Source organism: Micromonospora sp. CP22, from assembly GCF_009712475.1.
Classification (GTDB): Bacteria; Actinomycetota; Actinomycetes; order Mycobacteriales; family Micromonosporaceae; genus Micromonospora.
Window position 1 is genome coordinate 51,937 of the sequence record NZ_VCJO01000018.1, and the last position, 19,120, is coordinate 71,056.

The 19,120-nt window shown below is 71.1% G+C and carries 18 protein-coding genes; 7 read left to right on the forward strand and 11 right to left on the reverse strand.

All coding sequences use genetic code 11. From position 1 onward, the window contains the following. Positions 1-30: 30 nt before the first annotated feature. Positions 31-816 (reverse strand): glycosyltransferase, encoded by a 786-nt coding sequence (locus tag FF096_RS22415; protein WP_155221522.1) that lies wholly within the window; start codon positions 814-816, stop codon positions 31-33. A 107-nt stretch (positions 817-923) separates the two neighbouring features. Continuing rightward, the gene (locus FF096_RS22420; RefSeq protein WP_196222613.1) at positions 924-2,354 is read right to left on the reverse strand and encodes a hypothetical protein; all 1,431 of its coding nucleotides are present in this window, start codon (positions 2,352-2,354) and stop codon (positions 924-926) included. Positions 2,355-2,735: 381 nt separating this feature from the next. Here FF096_RS22420 and FF096_RS22425 point away from each other — a divergent pair, with 381 nt between their 5' ends. After that, positions 2,736-3,575, forward strand: a complete 840-nt coding sequence (locus tag FF096_RS22425; protein WP_230462854.1) for a glycosyltransferase family 2 protein — start codon at positions 2,736-2,738, stop codon at positions 3,573-3,575. A gap of 22 nt (positions 3,576-3,597) precedes the next feature. Here the strand turns inward: FF096_RS22425 and FF096_RS22430 are convergent, their stop codons facing one another. Then, the gene (locus FF096_RS22430) at positions 3,598-5,664 is read right to left on the reverse strand and encodes a trypsin-like peptidase domain-containing protein (protein WP_155221524.1); all 2,067 of its coding nucleotides are present in this window, start codon (positions 5,662-5,664) and stop codon (positions 3,598-3,600) included. A gap of 174 nt (positions 5,665-5,838) precedes the next feature. Between FF096_RS22430 and FF096_RS22435 the strand changes: the two genes are divergently transcribed. The 6 genes from FF096_RS22435 to hutH are packed head-to-tail and all read left to right on the forward strand — an operon-like array spanning position 5,839 to position 13,759. Further along, the gene (locus FF096_RS22435; protein WP_309223775.1) at positions 5,839-6,687 is read left to right on the forward strand and encodes a MurR/RpiR family transcriptional regulator; all 849 of its coding nucleotides are present in this window, start codon (positions 5,839-5,841) and stop codon (positions 6,685-6,687) included. 13 nt (positions 6,688-6,700) lie between these two features. Then, positions 6,701-8,386 carry a urocanate hydratase gene (locus FF096_RS22440; RefSeq protein WP_155221525.1) on the forward strand — a complete coding sequence of 562 codons (1,686 nt, stop codon included), beginning with the start codon at positions 6,701-6,703 and terminating at the stop codon, positions 8,384-8,386. Positions 8,387-8,397: 11 nt separating this feature from the next. Continuing rightward, positions 8,398-9,618: an allantoate amidohydrolase gene (locus tag FF096_RS22445; RefSeq protein WP_155221526.1), complete on the forward strand. Its 1,221-nt coding sequence runs from the start codon at positions 8,398-8,400 to the stop codon at positions 9,616-9,618. A gap of 58 nt (positions 9,619-9,676) precedes the next feature. Then, entirely contained in the window at positions 9,677-11,038 is a 1,362-nt protein-coding gene (locus tag FF096_RS22450; RefSeq protein WP_155221527.1) for a formimidoylglutamate deiminase, read from the forward strand. Continuing rightward, positions 11,031-12,227, forward strand: coding sequence for an imidazolonepropionase (gene hutI, locus FF096_RS22455; RefSeq protein ID WP_155221528.1), 1,197 nt, complete (start codon positions 11,031-11,033; stop codon positions 12,225-12,227). The genes FF096_RS22450 and hutI overlap by 8 nt, the downstream gene beginning before the upstream one ends. Further along, positions 12,224-13,759, forward strand: a complete 1,536-nt coding sequence (gene hutH / locus FF096_RS22460) for a histidine ammonia-lyase (RefSeq protein WP_155221529.1) — start codon at positions 12,224-12,226, stop codon at positions 13,757-13,759. Before hutI ends, hutH begins: the two co-directional genes overlap by 4 nt. Positions 13,760-13,815: 56 nt before the next feature. Here the strand turns inward: hutH and rdgB are convergent, their stop codons facing one another. From rdgB to clpS, 8 genes are all read right to left on the reverse strand, one after another. Beyond that, on the reverse strand, positions 13,816-14,421 hold the full coding sequence (rdgB, locus tag FF096_RS22465; protein WP_309223776.1) for an RdgB/HAM1 family non-canonical purine NTP pyrophosphatase: 606 nt from the start codon (positions 14,419-14,421) through the stop codon (positions 13,816-13,818). 53 nt (positions 14,422-14,474) lie between these two features. Continuing rightward, entirely contained in the window at positions 14,475-15,203 is a 729-nt protein-coding gene (gene rph, locus FF096_RS22470; RefSeq protein ID WP_155221530.1) for a ribonuclease PH, read from the reverse strand. A 110-nt stretch (positions 15,204-15,313) separates the two neighbouring features. After that, positions 15,314-16,060 (reverse strand): MBL fold metallo-hydrolase, encoded by a 747-nt coding sequence (locus FF096_RS22475; RefSeq protein WP_155221531.1) that lies wholly within the window; start codon positions 16,058-16,060, stop codon positions 15,314-15,316. A 268-nt stretch (positions 16,061-16,328) separates the two neighbouring features. After that, positions 16,329-17,294 carry a PLP-dependent cysteine synthase family protein gene (locus tag FF096_RS22480; protein WP_155221532.1) on the reverse strand — a complete coding sequence of 322 codons (966 nt, stop codon included), beginning with the start codon at positions 17,292-17,294 and terminating at the stop codon, positions 16,329-16,331. 10 nt (positions 17,295-17,304) lie between these two features. Further along, positions 17,305-17,655: a MoaD family protein gene (locus tag FF096_RS22485; protein WP_155221533.1), complete on the reverse strand. Its 351-nt coding sequence runs from the start codon at positions 17,653-17,655 to the stop codon at positions 17,305-17,307. A gap of 67 nt (positions 17,656-17,722) precedes the next feature. Beyond that, complete coding sequence (locus FF096_RS22490) at positions 17,723-18,211, reverse strand: M67 family metallopeptidase (protein WP_309223777.1); 489 nt, start codon at positions 18,209-18,211, stop codon at positions 17,723-17,725. Positions 18,212-18,265: 54 nt separating this feature from the next. Further along, complete coding sequence (locus tag FF096_RS22495; protein WP_155221560.1) at positions 18,266-18,760, reverse strand: DUF2017 domain-containing protein; 495 nt, start codon at positions 18,758-18,760, stop codon at positions 18,266-18,268. 2 nt (positions 18,761-18,762) lie between these two features. After that, on the reverse strand, positions 18,763-19,053 hold the full coding sequence (gene clpS / locus FF096_RS22500; RefSeq protein WP_155221534.1) for an ATP-dependent Clp protease adapter ClpS: 291 nt from the start codon (positions 19,051-19,053) through the stop codon (positions 18,763-18,765). Positions 19,054-19,120: the final 67 nt, after the last annotated feature.

A 19,120-nucleotide genomic window follows, 5' to 3' on the forward strand; every position in this document is an offset into this window, starting at 1 on the left:
CGCTGCCGCGGTCGCTCACCAGTCAGTCGATCAGCGGCCGAGGGTGACAAGCCACTTGCCCGTCTCGCTCAACGTACGCAAAGCCTTGAAGGCCAGCCCCACACCCGGCCACCGCACCGGCCGGTACATCTCGATCAGGCGGAACCAGAAGACCAGACCGGCGAGTCTGCCCCTGGTCACGTTGCCGTCATGCCGGTGGAAACGGACGATGGGATGGGCCAGGTGACAGGGGTGTACGCCGGACTTCAACGCTCGCAGCATCAGTTCGATGTCCTCGAAGAGCCGGAAGCTCTCGTCGTACCCGCCGATCCGGTCCAGCAGACGGCGGTCGATGGTCGTGCCGGAGTGCTTGAACGGCAACCGAGGCCGGGTCAGGACCCCGACCAGCATCCGCTGCGGCGAGGCGTACTCAGGCAGCCGAATCAGCCGGCCGGAACCACGACTGACCTCGGTGTAGTCGGCGTACACCCAGCTACCACCGGTCGCGGAGAGCAGCCGGTGCAGGTGGGCGAGCGCGTCAGGGGTCAGTTCGTCGTCGGAGTCCAGCACGGTCAGGTACCGACCCGTCGCGGTGCGCAGGCCCAGGTTACGTGCCTCGGCGATCCCGGTCGGGGGTTGTGACACCACCCGCACCCGGTGGTCGCCGGCAAGTTTCGCCTCTGCCAGCACGGTCGTCACCGGTACTCGTGAGCCGTCGTCCACGACCACCAGCTCGAAGTCTTCGAAGGTGTTGGCGAGCACGCTACGCACCGCGTTGACGAGCAACACGGCGCGGTCGCGCACCACGATGCAGACCGTGAAGGTGGGCCGCACCACGCTTTCGCCTCGGTCCTCGGACTCGTCGTGCTCCACTGGCCTGTGGACGAGGTCACGGGGCTGCTGCTTCTGATCGTGTCCGCGCACCTCGGCGGACGACGGCGGCCTCACGCCGCCGCCGGCTCGGTCACAGCGGACGATGCCTCTCTGGCGTCGTCCGGCTCAGCGGGGGCGAGTGCGAGTATCACCATCTGTCCGAAGAAGAAGAGCCAGAGGAAGTACGGGTACGCCAGCGGCTTCTGGGTGAGACCGAAGATGACCAGGATGGCGAAGAGCACCAACAACGCCGTCCGGTGCGAACGATCCGCGCGGCCCCGGACGATCCGGTACGTCGCCACAAGGATCGCCGCGGTCACGACCACCCCGACGAGCCCCCAGACGATCATCAGCCGCAGCAGGTCGTTGTGCATGTCCCAGGGCTCGTAACCGAAGCCGAACAGCCACACGTCGATCGGGGCCCGTCCGAGAATCTCCGCCACGTCGTTCCAGATCGCTCCCCGGCCGTGCATGAAGGTGTCGGACCGCACGTCCATGGAACCGACCTCGGTGACGACGACCTCGGCCCTGCGCCAGATCGCCTCTCCCCAGAGCGTGCCCACCAGGGTGGCCAGGACGACGACTCCACCACCGGCGACCAGCGCACCCCGGCGGTTCACGTTGCCCCGGCGACGCGCCGTGACCAGCGTGCGCACCCTCCGCAGCTCGAACACCGCCACGATCAGCACCAGACACAGAATGGTGAAGCGGTGCAGCGAGACGACACCCGTGGCGAAGAAGAGCCCGATCAGCCCGTACCGCACTGCGGCAGGAACACCCATCCGTTCGCCCAGGACGTAGACGAGGAAGACCGAGAACATCAGCAATCGGCCGAGGGACATCGGATGGAAGTAACCGCCGGAGGCGCGGCCGATCTTCTGCCACCCCGCGAGTTCAAAGTGGAAGGAGTAGGGGATCACCTCAGCGACCTGCAACCAGGCGAGAACGGAGTGCACGACCGCACCGAGCACCACGACTCCGGCGACGAGCGCGAGACGGCGTACGGAGAACCAGTCCGGGCGCAGCAGCATCAGGCCGATCAGGGCGAGCGGCGCGAAGCCGACGACCAGTCGCATGGCCTCGGCGGGTATCGCACTCGTCGCCTCCTGCGCCGGGCCGTAGATCGAGTACCGCCGGACGTCGAAGGACGCCAACAGGTCTGCCCGAGCGTCCACCGCCAGGTAGCTGGCCACGGACAGGACCAGCAGCAACCCGATTCCGGCACCTATCAGCAACAGCGATCGAGGCGGCAGTCTTCGGGAGCCGAGCGCGAAGACTCCGAGGGCAGCCACCATCAGCACCGCCCCCAGGGCAGTGAGCAGCGCACCGAGGTCGAGGCCGTCTCCCCGGCCCTCGCCGATGTCGGCCAGCGGTTTGACCGCGACGAGCACCAGCGCGGCGGTCGCCAGGTTGCGTGCCAGCCGCAGATGTGCGGATACCGCACCGTTCTGGTCAGGCTGCCGGGACCAGGGCCAGCGAGCCAGAGCGGTCAAGCTTCCCATGCGGGTGCGTCTCCCATCAGTATCCGCCGCGGTGACGACGGGGACTGGGGAACACGACTACAGCGCCCACTGTGGTCAGCCCCCGCGCTGCCTCGGAAAACACGAGGACGATACCAGCGGGTTGACTGCCTCCGGAGTCCCGGCCGATTGCCCGAACGGCTGTGATCGGCAGCACAGTCACGACTCGCACTATGGAAGAGGGATAGACATGGGCAATTCACCCGGCGGCAAGCCGACCCCACTGGTGCCTGCTTGCGACCGGCCGACCGGCTCCGGCAAGCTGAACGGCCGTGTGTGCCAGGCGAACAGGCACGCCGACCAATGGTGGTCCGCCGATCGAGGTAGTCGGCGACACCTCGCATAACGGGTGAGGCTGGTGCGATGAGCCAGGAGCGACCGATGATCAGCGTGGTGATCGCAGCCCACAACGAGGCTGCGGTGATCGGCGGCTGCCTCGACGCGCTGCTCGCCGATGCCGCACCCGGCGAGCTGGACATCGTGGTGGTTGCCAACGGCTGCACCGACGACACCGCGGAGGTGGCAGCGGCACGCCCGGGCGTACGGGTGATCGAGGTCGCCGAGCCGGGCAAGGCCAACGCCCTGAACCTGGGAGACGCCGCTGCCCGCGCGTTTCCCCGGGTGTACCTCGACGCGGACGTGGTCCTCTCCCCCGGCGCCCTACGCGCGATGGCGGGGGAGCTTTCCGTCAGCGACCGGCCACCACTCGCGGTGATGCCCCGCCGGGCCATGGTGACCGAGCATCGACCGCTCGCGGTGCGGGCCTACTACGCGATCAACACGCGGCTTCCGATCTTCGCCGACGCGCTGTTCGGTAGGGGCGCGATGGCGATCTCGGCCGCAGGCCGGGAACGCTTCGAGCGCTTCCCGGAGCAGATCGCGGACGACCTCTTCCTCGACTCGCAGTTCAGCTCGGCAGAGAAGCGGGAGGTGGTAGCCGCGACGAGTTTCGTGCAGGCCCCCCGGCGCACCGGCGACCTGGTCCGTACCCTGGCCCGGGTCCGGGCCGGCAACAACATGCTGCGCGCCAGCCACGATGGGATTCGAGCGTCCGTGCCCTCGTCCTGGCTGCGGCATGTCGTGCTGCCTCGACCGTGGCTTGCGCCTGCGTCGATCGTGTATGTCGCGATCACTCTGCTTGCCGCGATGCGTGCCCGCCGTCATCCGCGTGATGCCTGGGGACGGGACGACTCCACGCGCTGACGATCCGGGCTGCGCCTGCCGGTCAGTACGTGGACCGGCGGCGCAGCACCAGCACCGCCGCACCGATCAGACCGACCACCAGGGCGCCGCCGAGCCCGGCCAGCAGGATCGGCACCAGGTTCGACGAGTCGGACGACTCCTGCTCCAGTCGACTCCGGTCGATGGCGTTCTGCCGGTATGCCTGGGCGACGAGATTCGTCGGCGACGTCTCGGCCACCGTGTTGAACTGCGCGATCGCATCGCCACTGCGGCCGGCGAAAAAGGCGTCGAGCCCGCTCCGGTAGGCCCGGTCGGCGTCGGCGATCTCGTTTTCGACACCCTTCTCGGCGAGTAGCCCGGTCACGGCGGACACCGACACGACGGCTCGGTTCGCACCACCGTTGACCGCTCGGTCGTTGTCGATGACTCCGACCACCCGCCCTTGGTCATCGATCGCGATGCCACCGTGTGAGTAGATGCCGAGGTCCTCGTTGACCCGGGCCACCTCGACGGTGCCCTGCTTCCCGGTGCTCGACACCTGAACCTGCTTGGACTCCACGGTGTAGGTCGCTGCCCGGAAGTCGCTGTCCCCCGTCTGGTAACCGATCAGCAGCAGGGCGGCGCCGGGAACGGGACTGGCCGCCGGGTCGACCTCCGCCGTGGGCAGGTCGGACTGCGCAACCTTGAGCAGCGCCAAGTTGCCGCCGTCCGCCGCGAGGACATGCACCAGTTGCGCGGGCACCGCAGGGCTGGCGGTCAGGTCACCTCGTGCGATGTTGAACTGGGTGAACACCTGCGTGGCCGGGGCTTCGTCTGGCTGGTCGCCCGTGAAGGTGGTGGCCCCCATCTTGCTGCGTACGTATTCGTCCAGCTCGTCGGCGGAAAGCTTCTTCTGTTCGATGAGAATGCGACCGAGCGTGTACAGAGCGCGTTCACGGGCGACCTCTGCGCTCGGCTGCACACACTGACCGTTTGTCACCACGTGGCCGTCCGGGTTGGCCACGAAGCCGCTGCACCGCCTCTTGAACGTCACGGGCGTGGCGCTCAGCGGCACGTTGGACTTGGCCTCCCGCACGAATCCGGTGAACACCGCCTCCACGAAGACCAGCGAGGGCGCGGCGATCGCCAGCGCACGCTCTTCCGGACTGTATGGCGCGACCTGCGCCCACGGCTTGATCCCCGGGTTGACCTCAGTGGGATTGGGAACGCTGCCGGAGCTCTCGACTCCGGTCGGTGCCGTCAGCGGCGGCTCCGGGTCATCGTCGCCGGTGAGTGCCCAAACGGCCGCACCGGCACCGACGGCCGCCACCAGTGCGAGCGCGGCGACGCCGACCCAGAGGCCCGTGCGTCGTTTGGGACGCGCCGAGGGCTGGATCCGTCGTACCGGTGCGGTGAACGGGTCCAGACCGAATTCGTCACCACCCGCTCCGGAGACCGGCGACGTGGGCGCGCCGGAGACCGGGCCCTGCGGCGCGCCGGAGACCGGGCCCGAGGTGGGCAGTTGCAGCGGGGCCGGGCTCACCGGCCCGTGCCACTGCGGCTGCGGGGTCGCGGAGGTCGGAGTGCTCTGGCCGGGGAAGGGAGCGCCCGAAACCGGCTGATGTCCACCCGGCACCGGCTGGGGTGGACCGGAGACTGACTGAGGACCGCCCGATACCGGCTGGGGAGGCCCGGAGACCGGCTGGGGTGGACCGGAGACGGACTCCGGTGGGCCCGAGGTCGGTGCGGGCGGTCCGGAGACGGACTGCGGGACGCCCGAAACCGGCTGGGATGGCCCGGACGCCGGGGCAGCGGCCGAGGGAACCGGCTGGTAATCGACGCCGAGCGCCCGGAACAGCTTCTCTGGCGCCGGCCCCACCTCCGCCGGGTACGCGACCCAGGGGGCGGCGGCCGAGAAGTCCGCGTACGTGAAGGGCGCGCCGCCGGGCGCTTGGGCAAGACTGTTGGCGGTGCCGGCGAATGCCTCTCGCCAGCCTGGAGTGGCAGCGACCGTGGCGTCAAGGACGGCCACGGTGACCAGCCGACCCTGACCGTCGACGGCGGCCCATGCCTTCCCGACCGGTGACCCGCCCAGCATGTGGGTGTACCGGTAGGGGCCGTCCGGTTGCATGTCCCACTCCTCTACTCGACCGCCGAGCGGGATCCTATCGACCCGGCGCTCGCCGCCCAGTTGGCCGGGCCCGCAGCCCGCGAGATGCGCTCATATTCGCAGGTCAGAGCGCTCCATCGTGGAATGGTGACGGGACGCTTGCCAGGTGAAAGTTTTCATGCATAGAGTCGCTGCGTGAATGAGGGAGCTACGGTAGCGTCGACGGAGCGGGTCGTCGGCCTGTTCGACGGGGTCCGGCTCACCCCGACGCAGCGGCGCATCGCGCACTGTCTGGTGCAGCACGCCGCCGCCATCGGCTACCTCTCCGCCGCCGAGGTGGCCGAGCTGGCCGGGGTCAGCCAACCGTCGGTCACCCGGTTCGCGGTGGCGCTGGGCCACGACGGCTATCCGGCCCTGCGTCGTCGGCTGCGCGAACTGACCGCCGCCGCGCCCGGTCCGGCGCCCGTCGGCAACGAGCTTCAGCAGGCGGTACGCGCGGAGATCGGCAACCTGGAGCGGCTGGCCGGGCAGTTGGCCGACCGGGAGCGGATCGCCGAGACCGGGCGGGTGCTGGCGGCCAGTCGGCCGCTGCCGGTGCTCGGCCTGCGGTCCGCCGCGCCGCTGGCCGCCTACTTCGCGTACTTCGCCGCCAAGGTGCACCCCGACGTGCGGGTGCTCGACGACGGCGGCAGCCTGCTCACCGACCGGATCGAGCAGGCCGCCGAGGCGGGGGCGGCGGCGCTGCTGGCGTTCGTGCTGCCGCGCTACCCCCGGGAGACCCTGGAGGCGCTGCGCGAGGCCCGCGAGGCGAACCTCACGGTCGTGGCGATCACCGACTCACCGGTGAGCCCGGCGACCGAGTACGCCGACGTGGTGCTGTCCGCCGCGGTCGGCGCGCAACTCGTGTTCGACCTGCACACCGCTCCGATGACCCTGGCCATGGTGCTGCTCCAGGCGATCTGTGACGCCGCCCCGGCCGAGACCCAACGGCGGCTGGAGGCGTTCGAAGCCTCGGCGGCCCGTCGACAGTTGTTCCTCGGTTAGGAGGAGATCCGCCATGACGCGATCCGACCAGGTCACACCGGGCGCGAACCCCGTCCGGGCCGCGCGCGGCACCGAACGTACCGCTCGGGGCTGGCCGCAGGAGGCCGCCCTGCGGATGTTGATGAACAACCTCGACCCGGAGGTCGCCGAGCGTCCCGACGACCTCGTCGTGTACGGCGGCACCGGCCGGGCCGCCCGGGACTGGCCCTCGTACCACGCCCTGGTGCGGACACTGACCGAGCTGCGCGACGACGAGACGATGCTGGTGCAGTCGGGCCGTCCGGTCGGGGTGATGCGTACCCACGAGTGGGCGCCACGGGTGCTGCTGGCCAACTCGAACCTGGTGGGCGACTGGGCCACCTGGCCGGAGTTCCGCCGCCTGGAGCAGCTCGGCCTCACCATGTACGGGCAGATGACCGCCGGCTCGTGGATCTACATCGGCACCCAGGGCATCCTCCAGGGCACCTACGAGACGTTCGCCGCCGTGGCGGCCAAGCTCGCCGCCGGCCGCGTCGACGGGCAGCAGGCCGACGCCACCCTGGCCGGCACCTTGACGCTCACCGCCGGTTGTGGCGGCATGGGTGGGGCGCAGCCGCTCGCGGTCACCATGAACGGCGGTGCCTGCCTGATCGTGGACGTGGACCGCAGTCGGCTGGCCCGCCGGGTGCACGACCGCTACCTGGACGAGATCGCCGACGACCTGGACGACGCGGTACGGCGGGTGCTCGACGCCAAACGGGAGCGCCGGGCGTTGAGCGTCGGGGTCGTCGGCAACGCCGCCACCGTCTTCCCGGAACTACTGCGCCGAGGTGTGCCGGTCGACATCGTCACCGACCAGACCAGCGCCCACGATCCGCTGTCGTACCTGCCGGAGGGGGTCGAGCTGGCCGACGCCCGGGAGTACGCGGCGGCCCAGCCGGCCGAGTTCACCGACCGGGCGCGGGCGTCGATGGCCAAGCACGTCGAGGCGATGGTGGGGTTCCTCGACGCGGGCGCGGAGGTCTTCGACTACGGCAACTCGATCCGGGGCGAGGCCCGCCTCGGCGGGTACGGGCGGGCGTTCGACTTCCCCGGCTTCGTGCCCGCGTACATCCGGCCGTTGTTCTGTGCGGGCAAGGGCCCGTTCCGGTGGGCGGCGCTCTCCGGCGATCCCGCCGACATCGCCGCCACCGACCGGGCGATCCTGGAGCTGTTCCCGGAGAACGAGTCGCTGGCACGGTGGATCCGGATGGCCGGTGAGCGGGTCGCCTTCCAGGGGCTGCCCGCGCGCATCTGCTGGCTCGGTTACGGCGAGCGGGACGTCGCCGGCGTACGGTTCAACGAGATGGTCGCCTCGGGTGAGCTGAGCGCGCCGGTGGTGATCGGCCGTGACCACCTCGACTGCGGCAGTGTGGCCAGCCCGTACCGGGAGACCGAGGCGATGGCCGACGGCTCCGACGCGATCGCCGACTGGCCGCTACTCAACGCGCTGGTCAACACCGCCAGCGGGGCGTCCTGGGTGTCCATCCACCACGGCGGTGGGGTCGGCATCGGCCGGTCCATCCACGCGGGCCAGGTCTGTGTGGCCGACGGCACCGCGTTGGCCGGGCAGAAGATCGAGCGGGTGTTGACCAACGACCCGGCGATGGGGGTCATCCGGCACGTCGACGCCGGCTACCCCACCCCCCACACCGACGTCCGCATCCCGATGGCGGAGTAAGGAAGGGCACCTTGTTAACGCATACGGTAGAGGAAGGGGCCCTTCCTAACAGGTTTCGCGAGCTGTGGGACCAGATCGCCCCGATCGGGCGGGACGAGCGCAGCGGCGGCTACCTGCGGTACGCGTTGACCGAGCCGGAGCTGCGGCTGCGGGAGTGGTTCCGGGCACAGGCCGACGAGCGGGCCATGCCGGTCACCGAGGACGGCAACGGCAACCTGTTCGCCTGGTGGGGTGACCCGGGCGGCGGTGACGCCGTGCTGACCGGCAGCCATTTCGACTCGGTGCCGCACGGCGGCGCGTACGACGGGCCGCTAGGCATCGTGAGCGCCTTCCTCGCGGTCGACGAGCTAAGTGCGGTGGGCGTCACGCCCTCCCGGCCGGTGGCGGTGGCGGCGTTCGTGGAGGAGGAGGGGGCCCGGTTCGGCGTACCGTGCCTGGGCTCTCGGCTGCTCACCGGCTCGCTGACGGCCGAACGCGCAGCCGGGCTGCGCGATGCCCACGGGGTGAGTTTCGCCGAGGCGTTGGGCGAGCGTCCGGCGGGTGCCCGCCCGGAGTTGGTCGGTCGCTTCGCGGCCTTCGTGGAGTTGCACGTCGAGCAGGGCCGCGCGCTGGTCGATCAGGACGCGCCGGTCGCCGTCGCGAGCGCCATCTGGCCGCACGGCCGCTGGCGGTTCGACTTCGACGGTGCGGGCAACCACGCCGGTACGACGCGGATGGCCGACCGTCACGACCCGATGCTCACGTACGCGTTCACGGTGCTCGCCGCGAACAAGGAGGCCCGGCTGCGCGCCGCCCACGCCACCGTCGGGCGGGTGGCGGTGGAGCCGAACGCCACCAACGCGATCCCGTCGCGGGTGACCGGCTGGCTGGACGCCCGCGCGGCCGAGCCGGACACCCTCGCCGAGCTGGTCGCGGCGGTTCACGGCAAGGCCGCCGAGCGGGCCCGCCGCGACGGTACGCGGGTGACGCTGACCGAGGAGTCGGCGACCCCGCTGGTGGCCTTCGACTCCTCGCTGGCCGACCGGCTGGCCACGCTGCTCGACGCGCCGGTGTTGCCGACCGGGGCGGGCCACGACGCCGGAGTTCTGGCCGGTCACCTGCCCACCGCGATGCTCTTCGTCCGCAACCCGACCGGGGTGTCCCACTCCCCCGCCGAGTCGGCCACCGACGCCGACTGCGCGACCGGGGTGGCGGCGTTGGCCAGGGTGCTGAAGGAGTTGGCATGCCGTTGAGCGCGGGCGACGAGCGCCGGAGAGCACGAACGGTTCAGCTCGACAGGGGGCAGGCCCGATGACCTCGACCCGTTGGCTCGCGGAGTACGCCTGGCTTCCCGGGGAGGCCGAACCCACCCGGGACGTGCTGATCGAGACGGTGCGGGACCGGATCACCGGCGTCACCCCGCTCACGCCGGGTGGTGGGCCTGACGCGGGTGTCGACGTGCTGGCCGACGCGGTGCGGCTGCCGGGGCTGACCCTGCCGGGGTTGGCCAACGCCCACTCGCACGCGTTCCACCGGGCGTTGCGGGGGCGCACCCATGTCGGTCGGGGTGACTTCTGGAGCTGGCGGGACCAGATGTACGCGGTCGCCGCCCGCCTGGACCCGGACTCGTACCTGGCGTTGGCCCGCGCGGTGTACGCCGAGATGGCGCTGTCCGGCATCACCTGTGTCGGTGAGTTCCACTACCTGCATCACGGGCCGGGTGGCCGCCCGTACGCGGACCCGAACGCGATGGGCGCGGCCCTGGTCGAGGCGGCGGCCCAGGCGGGGATCCGACTGACCCTGCTGGACACCTGCTATCTGACCGCCTCGGTGGACGGGCGGCCGCTGGTCGGGCCGCAGCAGCGGTTCGGCGACGGTGACGCGTTGCGCTGGGCGCAGCGGCTCGACGGGTTCGCCCCGGACGGTGGGCATGCGCGGCTCGGTGCCGCGATCCACTCGGTACGCGCGGTGCCGGCCGAGCAGCTCGCCAGCGTCGCCGGTTGGGCGCACCGGCGCGACGCGCCGTTGCACGTGCACCTGTCGGAGCAGCCCGCCGAGAACGACGCCTGCCGGGCTGTGCACGGGTGCACCCCGACGCGGTTGCTCGCCGACCACGGGGTGCTCGGCCCGGCCACCACGGCGGTGCACGCCACCCATCCGACCAGCGCCGACGTGGGTCTGCTCGGGGACAGCCGGACCGGGGTCTGCCTCTGTCCCACCACGGAACGGGATCTCGCCGACGGGATCGGTCCGGTCCGCCGGATGGCCGACGTCGGCATCCCGCTCAGTCTGGGCAGCGACAGTCACGCCATGGTCGACCTGTTCGAGGAGGCCCGCGCGGTCGAGCTGGACGAGCGGCTGCGTACCCGGCGGCGCGGTCACTTCACCCCGGCCGAGTTGTTGGCCGCCGCGAGCACGGCCGGGCATGCCGCGCTGGGCTGGACCGATGCCGGGCGGATCGCGGTCGGTGACCGGGCCGACCTGGTAACGGTGCGGCTGGACAGCGTACGCACGGCCGGGGTGACCCCGGCGGGTGTCTGGTTCGCCGCCGGGGCCGCCGACGTCGCGCAGGTGGTGGTGGACGGTCAGGTGCTGGTCCGCGACGGCCGGCACGTACGCGTGGATGTGCCCGGCGAGCTGACGACCGCGATCAGGGGAGTGACCGATGCCTAGTCTGCTGGTGGACAACATCGGTGAGCTGGTCACCAACGACGCCGGTCGGGGCGAGGGCGGGCCGTTGGGGATCCGGCGACGTGTCGCGCTCCTCATCGAGGACGGCGAGGTGGTCTGGATCGGCCCGACCACCGACACGCCGTCCGCAGACCACCGGATCGACGCCGCCGGATCGGCGGTGCTGCCCGGTTTCGTGGACAGTCACGCCCACCTCGTCTTCGCCGGGGACCGGGCCGCCGAGTTCGCCGCCCGGATGGCCGGCGAGCGGTACACCGGCGGCGGTATCCGCACCACGGTCGGTGCCACCCGCGCCGCCTCCGACAGCGAACTGCGGGCCACCGTGCGGCGGCTGCGCGCGGAGGCGTTGCGACAGGGCACCACCACGATCGAGATCAAGAGTGGGTACGGCCTCACCGTCGTCGACGAGGCCCGCTCGCTGCGGATCGCCGCCGAGGTCAGCACCGAGACCACCTTCCTCGGTGCGCACGTGGTCCCGGCCGAGTACGCCGCCCGTCCCGACGACTACGTGTCGCTGGTCTGCGGGCCGATGCTGGCCGCCGCCGCGCCGCACGCCCGCTGGATCGACGTGTTCTGTGAGCGGGGTGCCTTCGACGCCGACCACGCGCGGGCGATCCTGACCTGCGGCCAGGCCGTCGGCCTGGGGGTACGGGTGCACGCCAACCAGTTGGGACCCGGTCCGGGCGTGCAGCTCGGGGTGGAGCTGGGGGCGGCCAGTGTGGACCACTGCACCCATCTGACCGACGCCGACGTCGACGCGTTGGTCTCGACCCGGGCCGGTGACGAGGACGGCGGCACGACGACGGTGGCGACGCTGCTGCCCGGTGCCGAGTTCTCCACCCGGTCGCCCTACCCGGACGCCCGCCGACTGCTCGACGCGGGCGTGACCGTGGCGCTGGCCACCGACTGCAACCCCGGCTCGTCGTACACCTCGTCGATGCCGTTCTGCATCGCGCTGGCCGTACGCGAGATGGGGATGACCCCGGCGGAGGCGGTCTGGGCCGCGACGGCCGGCGGCGCGCGGGCGCTGCGCCGCGACGACATCGGTGTGCTGCGACCCGGTGCCCGAGCCGACCTGGTCATCCTCGACGCGCCGTCTCACCTGCACCTGGCCTACCGGCCCGGAGTCCCCCTCGTCCGCCAGGTCCTGCACAACGGAGTACCCCGATGACCGTCACCATCCAGCCCACCGGAGTCACCCCCGCCGACGTGCTCGCCGTGGCGCGCGGCGACGCCAAGGTGGTCCTCGACCCGGCCACCGTCGCCGCGATGGCCACCAGTCGGTCCATCGTGGACGGCATCGAGGCCGCCGGTCGTCCCGTGTACGGCGTGTCGACCGGTTTCGGGGCGTTGGCGAACACCTTCGTCGCCCCGGAGCGTCGCGCCGAGTTGCAGCACGCGCTGATCCGGTCACACGCCGCCGGGGTCGGGGCGCCGATGCCCCGGGAGGTGGTGCGGGCGATGATGCTGCTGCGGGTCCGCTCGCTGGCGCTCGGCCGCTCCGGGGTACGCCCGCTGGTCGCCGAGGCCCTGGTGGACCTGCTCAACCACGAGATCACCCCGTGGGTGCCGGAGCACGGTTCGCTGGGCGCCTCCGGTGACCTGGCGCCGCTGGCGCACTGCGCGCTGGTGCTGCTCGGCGAGGGTTGGGTGCTCGGCCCGGAAGGCGAACGGCTACCTGCCGCCGACGCGCTGCGCCGGGTCGGCCTCGCCCCGGTCGAGTTGGCCGCCAAGGAGGGGCTGGCGCTGATCAACGGCACCGACGGCATGCTCGGCATGCTGCTGCTCGCCATCGACGACGCCGCCCACCTGTTCACCATGGCCGACGTGACCGCCGCGTTGGCGATCGAGGCGATGCTCGGCTCGGAGCGGCCGTTCCTGCCGGAGCTGCACGCCATCCGACCGCATCCCGGGCAGGGCGTCTCGGCGGCCAACATCCACCGCCTGTTGCAGAACTCGGCGGTGATGGACTCGCACCGGGACGACCTGGCGCACGCGGTGCAGGACGCCTACTCGATGCGCTGCGCGCCCCAGGTGGCCGGCGCGGCACGCGACACCCTGGAGTTCGTCCGGGCGACCGCCGCCCGGGAGCTGGTCTCGGTGGTGGACAACCCGGTGGTGCTGCCGGACGGCCGGGTCGAGTCGACCGGGAACTTCCACGGCGCACCGCTGGGCTTCGCGGCGGACTTCCTGGCCATCGCCGCCACCGAGGTGGGCGCGATCGCCGAACGTCGGGTGGACCGGCTGCTCGACGTCACCCGGTCCCGGGACCTGCCCGCGTTCCTCTCCCCCGACGCCGGGGTCAACTCCGGGCTGATGATCGCGCAGTACACGGCCGCCGGGATCGTCGCCGAGAACCGTCGGCTGGCCGCGCCCGCCTCGGTCGACTCGCTGCCCACCAGCGGCATGCAGGAGGACCACGTCTCGATGGGCTGGGCGGCGACCAAGAAGCTGCGTACCGTGCTGGACAACCTGACCAGCCTGCTCGCGGTGGAGTTGCTCGCCGCCGTACGCGGGTTGCAGTTGCGAGCGCCGCTGACCCCGTCGCCGGCCGGGCGGGCGGCGATCGCCGCGCTCGGCGAAGCCGTCGGCGAGCCCGGCCCCGACGTGTTCCTCGCCCCGCTGATGGAGGCCGCCCGCGCCGTGCTGGCCGCCCCCGACCTGCGCACCGCCATCGAGCGGGAGATCGGCCCGCTCGGCTGACCCCCACCACGGGATCCTGGTACGGACCGGGTGGTGCGTACCAGGATCCCGGTGGCTCAGATGACCTTGGCGAGCAGGGCGGCCAGCTCGCGCAGCGCCTTGCCCCGGTGGCTGATCGCGTCCTTCTCCTGCGGGGTCAGCTCGGCGTTCGTGCGGTCCTGGCCGTCCCCGAGGAAGATCGGGTCGTAGCCGAACCCACCGTCGCCGCGCGGGGCGCGCAGCAGCCGACCCGACTGCCTACCGTCGACCAGGTGTTCCTTGCCGCCAGGCAGCACCAACGCGATGGTGCAGACGAAGGAGGCACCCCGGTGCTCGTCCGGCAGGTCACCGATCTGGTCGAGCACCAGTTGGAGGTTGGCCTGGTCGTCGCCGTGCCGCCCGGCCCAGCGGGCGCTGAACACCCCCGGCATCCCGTTGAGCGCGTCGACGGCCAACCCGGAGTCGTCGGCGACCGTCGGCAGCCCGGTACGCCGACAGCCTTCCCGCGCCTTGATCAAAGCGTTCTCACCGAAGGTCAGCCCGGTCTCCGGCAGCTCCGGGTACGCCTCGACGTCGTCCAGCCCGACCAGCGCGACCCGGTGCACGCCCAGCGCCCCGTCGAGGATGCGCTGCAACTCGATCAGCTTCTTACGGTTACGCGTGGCGAGCAGCACCTTGTTCACACTGAGCTACCTTTCGTTCGCGACTGCGGGGCGCGCAAGCTCACTCCTCGCGCTCACAGGGAAAGAGCCTTCCGCTGGGCTTCGGCCAGATCCACACAGCCGACCACGGCCAGATCGAGCAGGGCGTCGAGCTGGTCGCGGGCGAACACCCCCGCCTCGCCGGTGCCCTGCACCTCGACGAAGTCGCCGGTGCCGGTACAGACCACGTTCATGTCGACCTCGGCGGCCACGTCCTCGTCGTAGCACAGGTCGAGGCGCGGCTCACCGTCGACCACGCCGACGCTGACCGCCGCCACCGAACGGTGCATCACCGCCTCCGGTTTCCCGTTCAGCGCCTTGCGGGCGGCGAGCCAGTTCACCGCGTCGTACAACGCCACGTAGGCGCCGGTGATCGCGGCGGTCCGGGTGCCGCCGTCGGCCTGGAGGACGTCGCAGTCGAGCACGATCGAGTTCTCGCCGAGCGCCTTGAGGTCGATCGCGGCGCGCAGGCTCCGGCCCACCAGCCGGGAGATCTCGTGGGTACGCCCACCGACGCGTCCCTTGACGCTCTCCCGGTCCGAACGGGTGTTGGTGGCCCGGGGCAGCATCGCGTACTCCGCGGTCACCCAACCCAGGCCGGAACCACGACGCCAGCGCGGCACCCCCTCGGTGACGCTGGCGGTGCAGAGCACCCGGGTGCCGCCGAATTCCACCAGCACCGAACCCTCGGGGTGGGTGCTCCAGCCACGAGTCAGAGCCACCGGTCGAAGTTGGTCGGGTCGCCGCCCGTCAGGTCGCGCCATGCCTGCACCCTATGTGGTGCGCTGATCGGTCCCTCCCCGGGTGTCCGCCGCACCGGGGCTCGGTCCCTCCCGGGTGTCCGCCGCGCCGGACGGACCCGCGTCCAGGCGGGTCAGACGTCGTAGGTGGCGCCGGGGCGGACCACTTCCAGCGGGCCGGTGTACGCGGCGGAGGCAGCCGCGACCGTGAGCGCCTCGCTGCCCCAGGCCGGGACCAGATGGGTCAACAGCAGCCGTCCGACGTTGGCCTTGGCCGCCGCCTCGCCTGCCTCACTGCCGGTGAGGTGCAGATCCGGCGGGTTGTCCACGCCGTCGAGGTAGCTGGCCTCGCAGAGGAAGACGTCGGCGTTGTGGGCCAGCCGCAGCAACGCCTCGCAGGGGGCGGTGTCGGAGGAGTAGCAGAGCACCCGACCGTCGTGCTCCAGGCGTACGCCGTAGGTCTCCACCGGGTGCAGTACCCGGTCGACGGTGACGGTGAACGGGCCGATCGGGAAGGTGCCGGGTTGCAGTGCGTAGAACTGGTAGACGTCCTCGACGGTGCTGTCCTCCTGCCCGTACGCGGCGGACAGCCGGTCCGGGGCACCGGCCGGCGCGTACACCGGCAACGGCGGGTAGGGCCCGTCCGGGGCGTACCGCCGCACCACCACGTAGGTCGCGGCGTCGAGGATGTGGTCGCAGTGCAGATGGGTCAGGAGGATGGCATCCGGTGCGTGCAGCCCGGCATAGCGTTGGAGGGTGGACAGGGAACCCGAGCCGAAGTCGACCAGGAGCCGGAAGTTCTCGGCCTCGATCAGATAGGCCGAGCAAGGGGACTCGGGTCCGGGGAAGCTGCCCGCACAGCCCAGGACGGTCAGTCGCATCGAGTTGTCTCGCTGTCACGGTAGGTAGTGAACGTGCCGGCCGCCGCTCCGGCGGTGATCACTACCGACGCGTACGCCACGCTGGGCAGCCTACGCCCGCCTGTGCAAGCGCAAGAATGATCTGCTGGAAGTTGTCATCAACGTGACACCGGTTTCGCCCGTCCGATTGACCACCCGTCACCGAACCGGACGGCCCGGACGAGCCGACGCGACGAGGACCACCGGCAGCACACCGGTGGCCCTCGTCACATGTCGTACGCGTCGCAGGTCAGGCCCAGAGCTGACCTTCCAGCGCCTCCTCCGCGTCGGCGAGGGTTCCGCCGTACGCGCCGGTGCTCAGGTACTTCCAGCCGCCGTCGCTGACCACGAACGCCACGTCGGCCCGACGACCGGCACGCGCCGCCTCGTGCGCCACCGCCAGCGCCGCGTGCAGGATCGCACCGGTGGAGAAACCGACGAACAGCCCCTCCACCTCCACCAGCTGCCGGGTCCGCAGCACCGCGTCGCGGGTGCCCACGGAGAAACGGCGGGTCAGCACGGTCGCGTCGTAGAGCTCGGGGACGTACCCCTCGTCGATGTTGCGCAGCCCGTAGACCAGCTCGCCGTAGCGCGGCTCGGCGGCGACGATCTGGATGCCCTCGACCTTCTCCCGCAGGTAGCGACCGGTGCCCATCAGCGTGCCGGTGGTGCCGAGCCCGGCCACGAAGTGGGTGATGGTCGGCAGGTCGTGCAGCAGCTCGGGCCCGGTCGTCTCGTAGTGCGCCCGGGCGTTCGCCTCGTTGCCGTACTGGAAGAGCATCACCCAGTCGGGATGCTCGGCGGCGATCTGCTTGGCCGTGGCCACCGCCTGGTTGGAACCACCCGCCGCCGGCGAGAAGATGATCTCCGCGCCGTACATCCGGAGCAGCTGCACCCGCTCGGTGGAGACGTTCTCGGGCATCACGCAGACCAGGCGGTACCCGCGCAACTTGGCCACCATGGCCAGGGAGATGCCGGTGTTGCCGCTGGTCGGCTCCAGGATGGTGTCGCCGGGGCGGAGTCGCCCGGCGGCCTCCGCGGCCCGGACCATGAACAGGGCGGCCCGGTCCTTGACACTGCCGGTCGGGTTGCGATCCTCGAGCTTCGCCCAGAGCCGCACCGGCGGCGCGCCCTCGGGCACCGTCGGCGACAGTCGAGGCAGCCCTACCAGCGGAGTCCCGCCGCAGGCGTCCAGCAGGCTTTCGTACCGCGCCATCGCGGTCGCCTCAGCTCGCGGCGACGCGCGCGGGGCCCGCTACCGCGACGTGCTGCGCCATCGCCGCCGCCGCGGCGAAACCGAACGCGCCGCCGGCCACCGCGGGCAGGATGGTCACGCTGTCGCCGTCGTTGAGCTTGGCGTCCAGCGCACCGAGGAACCGGACGTCCTCGTCGTTGACGTAGACGTTGACGAAGCGGTGCAGCGCACCGGCCTCGGTCACCAGCCGGTCACGCAGCCCGCCGTGCCGGGAGTCCAGGTCGGTGAGCAGGTCGTTCAGCGTGTCGCCGCTGCCCTCGACGACCTTCGCGCCGCCGGTGTAGCTGCGCAGGATGGTGGGGATGCGAACCTCGATGGCCATGGTGTCGTACTCCTCGATCGGGTGAATGCTCGGTGACGGGAAAGGGCGAACCGGGGGCTGAGGAAGATCAGCGCCCCGAACACTCGTAGTCGACCGTCGCCGGGCTCTGCCCGAACATGTATGACTGCACGGCGTGCGGATCCACCCCGGCGTCGAGGATCCGCACCGGCTCCTCGGTCACCACGCCGTCCACGATGCGGAAGGAGCGGATCTCCTCCGTGTCGGGCTCCCGGGTGGAGACGAGCAGATAGTGCGCGCCGGGCTCACCGGCGAAGGAGATGTCCGTTCGTGACGGGTACGCCTCGGTGGCGGTGTGCGAGTGGTAGATGACGATCGGTTCCTCGTCCCGGTCGTCCATCTCGCGCCACACCCGCAGATGCTCCATCGAGTCGAACTCGTAGAAGGTCATCGAGCGGGCGGCGTTCTCCATGGGGATGTGCCGGGTCGGCGTGTCACTGCCGACGGGACCGGCGACCACGCCGCAGGCCTCGTCGGGGTGGTCCCGACGGGCGTGGGCGACGATCGCGTCAACGATCGACCGGTCGATGCTCAGCACGCCGCCAAGGGTAGCGCCAGACTGCGGCCAACCGCGAGGCGGTGCCGGTCACAGTCAGTCGATCAGGGCGTTGAGCAGGGATTCCTGGAGATAACCGAGATACGCGTAGACCGAAAGCTGGAACACCCGGCTGGACGTGGGATCGTCCGCGACCGCGTCGTCGAGCTCCGCGCCCAGGTCCGTGCCGTCCTTGATCTCCAGCCGTACCCCCATCGCCAACCGGGCGTCGTTGAGCGCCCGCAACCACGCCTCGGCCGCCTCGGCGTCCAGGCGTACCTCCCCGCCGCCGCCGTCGGGCAACGCGGCCAGGATCGCACCGGCCTGATCGATCTTCGCGGTCTTCAGGTCGCCTTCGGTGTACCTGCGGAACTCCGCAGTGCCCACGGCGTCGTCCGGGTACGCCTCCGGGAAGAGTCGGCAGACAACCGGGTCAGAGTGGTCGAATCCGTCGGTGAGCAGGCCAACCACCTCGGAGGCGACCTTACGCAGCACCCGCACCTCGTCCACCGCGAAGGTGGCCACGTACCGGTCACCCCGGCGGCGGAACATGCTCACGACCGGTCCACCGTCGCCCAGAGTCCGTACGCGTGCAGCTGGGAGGCGTCGTGCTCCATGCGCTCGCGGGCCCCGCTGGAGACCACGGCCTTGCCCTTGTGGTGCACGTCCAGCATGAGCTGCTCGGCCCTTTCCCGGCTGTAGCCGAAAAGCTTCTGGAAGACCCAGGTCACGTAGGTCATCAGGTTGACCGGGTCATCCCACACAATCGTCACCCACGGTCGGTCAGCCGCCGGCACCTCATCGGTGTCCGGGGTCTCGACCGGTGCAACCTGCGGAGCCGCCATGTCCCCCATCGTGCCACCGGATCCGGGGAATCGAGGAACCGGAACGCCGGACCGGCCCGGAACGCCG